The sequence below is a fragment of the Devosia sp. ZB163 genome, from assembly GCF_028613635.1.
Taxonomy (GTDB): Bacteria; Pseudomonadota; Alphaproteobacteria; order Rhizobiales; family Devosiaceae; genus Devosia_A.
The window spans coordinates 1-724 of the sequence record NZ_JAQRMY010000009.1 but is presented as its reverse complement, the minus strand read 5'-3'; the positions used below and the strand labels follow the sequence as shown (position 1 = coordinate 724).

Genomic DNA, 724 nt, shown 5'->3' with positions numbered 1-724 from the left:
AGCTCCGCCAGGTCGCAGGCGCTCCCAAGCTGCGCTTGCCCTCTCCCCTGAGGGGCGAGGGGGCTGAGCACCCGGCTAGTTCTTCGCCGCCCCGGTCTTCGCGGCCTTTGCGGGGCCAGCGCCTCTTTCCTTCTCCCCTTAGGGGAGAAGGTGGCGCGGAGCGCCGGATGAGGGGTGAGGTGGTCTCGACATGCTGAATGAACCAGCATCTCGAGAGGCTGCACCCCTCACCCTAGCTCCGCCAGGTCGCAGGCGCTCCCAAGCTGCGCTTGCCCTCTCCCCTGAGGGGCGAGGGGGCTGAGCACCCGGCTAGTTCTTCGCCGCCCCGGTCTTCGCGGCCTTTGCGGGGCCAGCGCCTCTTTCCTTCTCCCCTTAGGGGAGAAGGTGGCGCGGAGCGCCGGATGAGGGGTGAGGTGGTCTCGACATGCTGAATGAACCAGCATCTCGAAAGGCTGCACCCCTCACCCTAGCTCCGCTAGGTGTCGTTGCTATGAAGGTTGTTCATTCGGAGAGGGACTGAGAAGCTGGGGTTGCGAAGCCAACCAACCTTCAGCGGAGCTCCCCGAATGAACGTCCACAAGAATGCGCGTCTGACGCCGCGCGGTCGAGTCCAGATGATTGAGCGGATCGAGGCGGGCTTGCCGGTGCAACGGGCAGCAGCGGCAGCGGGGGTATCGGAACGCACCGCGCATCGGTGGCTGGGGCGCTGGCGTGGTGGCGACCG

Annotated in this window: 1 protein-coding gene; it reads left to right on the top strand. The window is 66.6% G+C overall.

Annotation, left to right across the window (positions count from 1 at the left end; genetic code table 11):
- Nucleotides 1–566: 566 nt before the first annotated feature.
- Nucleotides 567–724 (top strand): leucine zipper domain-containing protein (locus PRN20_RS22795; RefSeq protein ID WP_273958098.1); only part of this gene is annotated, 158 nt, incomplete at its 3' end.